Source organism: Streptomyces katrae, assembly GCF_000966975.1.
GTDB classification, from domain to species: Bacteria; Actinomycetota; Actinomycetes; order Streptomycetales; family Streptomycetaceae; genus Streptomyces; species Streptomyces katrae.
This window is the reverse complement of record NZ_JZWV01001065.1, coordinates 1-4,795: the sequence shown is the minus strand read 5'-3', so window position 1 is coordinate 4,795 and position 4,795 is coordinate 1. Positions and strand designations below refer to the sequence as shown.

The window sequence follows — 4,795 nt, the reverse complement described above, 5'->3', positions numbered from 1 at the left end:
CCCGGGGAACGGGCGAAGGGCGGGGCGGGGAGCGCGCACCGCGCAGCGGAACCTGCGGGGCTACTCGGCGGCGTAGCGGGCCCGGAGGGCCGCCGTGGCTGCGGAGAGGGCTTCGGCTTCCGTGAGGCCCAGCCGGTGCGCGCGGTCGGCGTACGACTGCGCGGCGAGGGCGGCCTCCCGCGAGGACCCCTCCGCCGCCGCGACGAACGTCCCGTTCCGCCCCCGCGTCTCGATCACGCCGTCGGCCTCCAGCGCCCGGTACGCCTTGGCGACGGTGTTCGCCGCCAGCCTCAGTTCCTCCGCCAGCCCCCGCACCGTCGGCAGTTTGAAGCCCACCGGAAGCCGGCCCGACCGGGCCTGGTCCGCGATCTGCGCGCGCAGCTGTTCGTACGGGGCCGCCGAGCCGGCCGCGCCGTCGATCCTGAGCCTGAGGGGGTTGGTCGAGGTCACGCGCCGATTGTAATTCGCAGGCGCCGGTGGCGGATCCGCCCGTAACGTCGGCCCCATGACCCTCCACGCCTTGCACGTCCGCGACCTGCGCCCCGACGACCCGGCCGACGCCGAGGCCGTCGTACGGGTGCGCCAGGCCGCCCTGCCCTTCATGGTCACCACCGTCGACGGGGTGGCCTTCACCCTCGGTTCCGCGCATCCCGACGCCCGCCTGCGCCTCCTGGTCGCCGAGAACGCAGACGGGCGTGTCGTCGGCACCGCCGAGGTGGGCCTGGCCCACGACAGTCCCCGGCCGGGCCAGTCGTACGCCAACGTCTACGTCGACCCCGCCGCCCGGGCCCGCGGCGCCGGCACCGCCCTGCTGCGCACGGCGGAGGAGCACCTCGTCGCGCAGGGGGCCGTGGACGCCTACACCTGGGTGCTCGACGAGCCCGCGAACCGGGCCTTCGCCGAGCGGCACGGCTACCGCCCCAGCCGTTCCTCGAACTTCCTGCGCCTGGACCTGGCGGAAGCCACCCTGCCGCCGCTCCCCCGCGAGCTGCCGGCCGGGGTGGAACTGCGCCCGGCGTCCGCCTTCGCCGCCGATCCGAGGCCGCTCTTCGAGGCCGACGCCGAGGCGACGGCCGACGAGCCGGGCGACGTCCCGGCCTCGCTCGACGACTACCAGGGGTGGCTGGACGGCGTCTGGCACGACCCGACGCTCGACCACGGGCTGACCTCGGTGGTCCTCGTCGGCGGGGAGGTGGCCGCCTTCTCGGCCGCCCGGACCGACGGCCGTACCCGCTACCTCTCGGGGATGACCGGCACCCGGCGCGCCTTCCGCGGCCGCGGCCTGGCCAAGCTCGCCAAGACGGACTCGCTGCGCCGGGCCCGCGCGGCGGGGTACACCGAGGCCTTCACCGGGAACGACGCCGGGAACGGACCGATGCTCGCGATCAACAAGTGGTTCGGCTACGAGATCTGCGCGACCGAAACGCGCTTCACGAAGAGGCTTGGAGGAGCACCACGATGAGCACCACCTGGACCGTCACCCTCACCAAGGACGGCCGGACCAAGATCAGCTACCCGGCGGCCCAGGTGTCCGACGACGGGGACCGGATCTCGGTGCGGGCCCCGTGGGCGGCCGAAGGGGTACGGGACTTCGGGTTCGTCCGCTTCGAGCCCGGCGACGTGTTCGTCGAGCACTTCTGGCGCACGCGCTGGTACGCGGTCAAGGAGGTCCGGACGGGCGAGGGCGTCCTGAAGGGCTGGTACTGCGACGTCACCCGCCCGGCGGTGGTCCGCGAGGGCGGGATCCTCGTGGACGACCTGGACCTGGACCTGTGGGTGTCGGCGGACGGGAAGACCGTCCTGCGGCTGGACGAGGACGAGTTCGCGGAGAGCGGGCTCGCCACGAGCGACCCCGAGGCCGCGGCCCGCGCGGTGCGGGCGCTGGACGCGCTGGAGGAGCAGGCCCGCTCGGCGGGCGGCCTGACCGCGCTGCTGGGGTAGCTCCGGCGGCCTTCCTGTGGGGGTGCTTAGCGGTTCCTTAAGCGGAGCCTAAGGATCCCCTCCGGGGGCCCGAAGACGGCCGGACGGGGGTCGGTGCGGGCTAGCTTGGCGGGGCCAGGGAGGCCTGCGGCGGCGCCGGACCCCGTACCGGGGCGGTGCCGTGGCGGTCGGTTCCGCTGGTGCACCCCTGCCCCGCGCCCGAAGGAGATCCACCCATGCCCGCACGCCGTCGCCGCACCGCCGCCCGTATCGTCGCCGCCGGCCTGGCCCCGCTCGCGGTGGCCGCGTACGCGGCCGTTCCGGCGGCCGCCCACGGGTCGATGACGGACCCGGTCAGCCGGGTGGCGGCGTGCTACGCGGAGGGGCCCGAGGCGCCGAAGTCGGCGGCCTGCAAGGCGGCCGTCGCCGCGAGCGGCGCGCACTCCTTCTCGCCGCGAGCGGCGTGCAGGCCTTCTACGACTGGAACGCGGTGAACATCGCGAACGCCGCCGGGAAGAGCCGGTCGCTGATCCCCGACGGCCGGCTGTGCTCGGCGGGCAACCCCAAGTACAAGGGGCTGGACCTGGCCCGTACCGACTGGCCGGCCACCCCCATGACGGCCGGGGCCCACACCTTCCGCTACAAGGGGACCGCCCCGCACAAGGGCTCCTTCGAGCTCTACGTGACGAAGGACGGCTACGACCCGTCGAAGCCGCTGAAGTGGTCCGACCTGGAGCCCGCCCCCTTCGCGAAGGCCACCGACCCGGCCATGCAGAACGGCGACTACGTGTTCAGCGGGGTCGTGCCGAAGAAGAGCGGGCGGCACGTCGTCTTCAGCATCTGGCAGCGGTCGGACAGCCCCGAGGCCTTCTACACCTGCTCCGATGTCGTCTTCGGCAAGGACGGAGGGGGTACGGGGGGTGCGCCGGGAACCGGGGCCGCCCCGGGTGCGGGCACCGCGAGCGCGTCGGCGCAGCCCTCGCGGCCGGCTCCCGTCGAGCCGCCCAAGGCGCCGACGGACCGGCAGATCTCCGACGGCGCGGGCAAGTCCACCGTGGAGCACGGCGGCCACGGCGACGACGACCCGGCGACGAACGGCCGGGGAACCGTCTCCCCGGCCGCCGCCGCGCCGGCCCCCGCCGCGTCGCCCTCCCCCCTCGGCGGCAGGGACGGCGGGAACCTCGCGGAGACCGGCGGGAACGGCGCCACCCCGGCGATCGCGATCGCGGGCGCCGGGGTGGTGGCCGTGGGTGCGGCCGTGCTGTTCGCCGTGGCCCGCCGCCGAGCCTCCGGGGTGCGGCGGAGCGTGCGCTAGCGGGGCGGGGTCAGTCGAAGACCGAGGCGCACGTGGTCCGTTCCGCGTGCGCCGGGTCGAGGGCGTTGACCGTCTCGTGCCAGGCGATCCGGTCGGTCAGGCCGATGGCCACGTGCTCCGAGAGGTCCAGGGGGCACAGGTCCTGGAGGACGACGTTGCGGACGTCCGGCCCGTTGAGGAAGGCGCTCCGGTAGGGGGTGACCACCTCGTCGTACTGGGTCGCGATGACGGTGTAGGAGACGCCGGGGACGGTGTCCCCGCCCGCGTTCAGCTTCTGCTGGAAGGGCGATCCGACGATCTGGTCGGCCAGGCCCGGGGTGGCCGTGCTGATCAGGTCGGCCGCTCCGGGGAAGTACGGGAGCAGCTGGGTGAGTCCGGACAGGGTGGTGCCGTGGTTGTCCGGGGCGAGGCCGACGAGGGCGTTGACCTTGGCGGCGCCGCCCAGGAACTTCAGGTAGTAGCGCGGCATCATGCCGCCCTGGGAGTGGCCGACGAGGTCGGCCTTGGCGGCGCCGGTGGAGGCCAGCACCTTGTCCACGAAGGCGTCGAGCTGGCCGGCCGACCTGTCGATGGGCCCGAGCCCGTTGAAGAGGGGCACTCCGGGCAGCTGGCCGTAGTCGAGGGAGTAGACGCAGTAGCCGCGGTGGACCAGGTACGGGGCGAACCCGAGCCAGTTGTCCACGGAGTTGCCGAACGTGCCGTGGACGAGGACCACCGGGCGGGGGTGTTCGGCCGAGGGCTTGCAGGACCAGTTGTTCCAGCCGCTGCTGGGGGCGGACGCCGCCTGCGCCGCGCCGGTGGGGGCGACGAGCGCGGCGGCGGCCAGGGTGAGGACGGCCAGCGGGCGGAGCAGGCGTCTCCAGGGCAGCATCGTGTGATCTCCTCGCGGTCAAGGGGAATGGCGTGGGGGTTCCGTCCCGTGATCCGGATCACAAGGGGGGCTGCTGCCGCCAAATTACGGGCGAGTAGCAAGACTTGGAAGTTACGCGGCGGTAAAAACTCGCGTGTCCAGCGTGCCTCCAGTACCGCTCGGGAAGGATGGACGCGTTCCGACCCCCACCCCGAGGTGACCGCCGCCATGCCCGACGCCCCCGGAGCCGGTACCGCCCTGGCCACCCCGCCCGACCTGGCGGCCGACCCGCTGGTCGCCGCCGTCACCGAGGCCGCCGTACGGGTGCTGCGGCCCGGGGCGGAGCGGACGGCGGCCGAGGGGGTGCCCCGTACGCACCTGGACGCGCTCGCCGCCTGCGGGGCGTACGGGCTGATCGGATACGAACCGGGGCCCCTTTCCGGCCTCACGCCCCGTCAGGTGGTCCGGGAGGTCCACGAGGTACTGGCGGCGGTGGATCCGTCGACCTGGTTCGTGTGGACCCAGCACGTCCCGCTGGCCAAGGCCCTCGTCCAGGCCTCCGGCGCGGCGGGCACCGCCCTGCGCGAGAGCTGGCTGCCCGCCCTCGTGCGCGGGGAGCGGCGCCCGACGGCGGGCTACGCCTTCCTGCGCCGCCCGCACCCGCCGGTCACGGCGGAGCGGGTGCCGGGCGGATGGCGGCTGGCCGGGCG

4 protein-coding genes and 2 pseudogenes are annotated in these 4,795 nt (G+C 74.6%); 4 read left to right on the top strand and 2 right to left on the bottom strand.

What is annotated here, in order from left to right; genetic code table 11:
• Positions 1–60: 60 nt before the first annotated feature.
• Positions 61–450: a GntR family transcriptional regulator gene (locus tag VR44_RS32330; RefSeq protein ID WP_045951190.1), complete on the bottom strand. Its 390-nt coding sequence runs from the start codon at positions 448–450 to the stop codon at positions 61–63.
• A 55-nt stretch (positions 451–505) separates the two neighbouring features.
• Here VR44_RS32330 and VR44_RS32325 point away from each other — a divergent pair, with 55 nt between their 5' ends.
• The 3 genes and pseudogenes from VR44_RS32325 (at position 506) to VR44_RS32315 (ending at position 3,235) form a co-directional block, all read left to right on the top strand.
• Positions 506–1,462, top strand: coding sequence for a GNAT family N-acetyltransferase (locus VR44_RS32325; protein WP_045951189.1), 957 nt, complete (start codon positions 506–508; stop codon positions 1,460–1,462).
• Complete coding sequence (locus tag VR44_RS32320) at positions 1,459–1,941, top strand: ribonuclease FAU-1 family protein (RefSeq protein WP_045951188.1); 483 nt, start codon at positions 1,459–1,461, stop codon at positions 1,939–1,941. The genes VR44_RS32325 and VR44_RS32320 overlap by 4 nt, the downstream gene beginning before the upstream one ends.
• 215 nt (positions 1,942–2,156) lie before the next feature.
• A pseudogene (locus VR44_RS32315) lies at positions 2,157–3,235 on the top strand (lytic polysaccharide monooxygenase auxiliary activity family 9 protein).
• A 10-nt stretch (positions 3,236–3,245) separates the two neighbouring features.
• Here the strand turns inward: VR44_RS32315 and VR44_RS32310 are convergent.
• Positions 3,246–4,106 carry an esterase/lipase family protein gene (locus tag VR44_RS32310; RefSeq protein WP_045951187.1) on the bottom strand — a complete coding sequence of 287 codons (861 nt, stop codon included), beginning with the start codon at positions 4,104–4,106 and terminating at the stop codon, positions 3,246–3,248.
• A gap of 207 nt (positions 4,107–4,313) precedes the next feature.
• On the opposite strand from VR44_RS32310, the pseudogene VR44_RS32305 reads away from it, so the two are divergent.
• Positions 4,314–4,795, top strand: a pseudogene (locus VR44_RS32305) (acyl-CoA/acyl-ACP dehydrogenase); the annotation flags it as partial.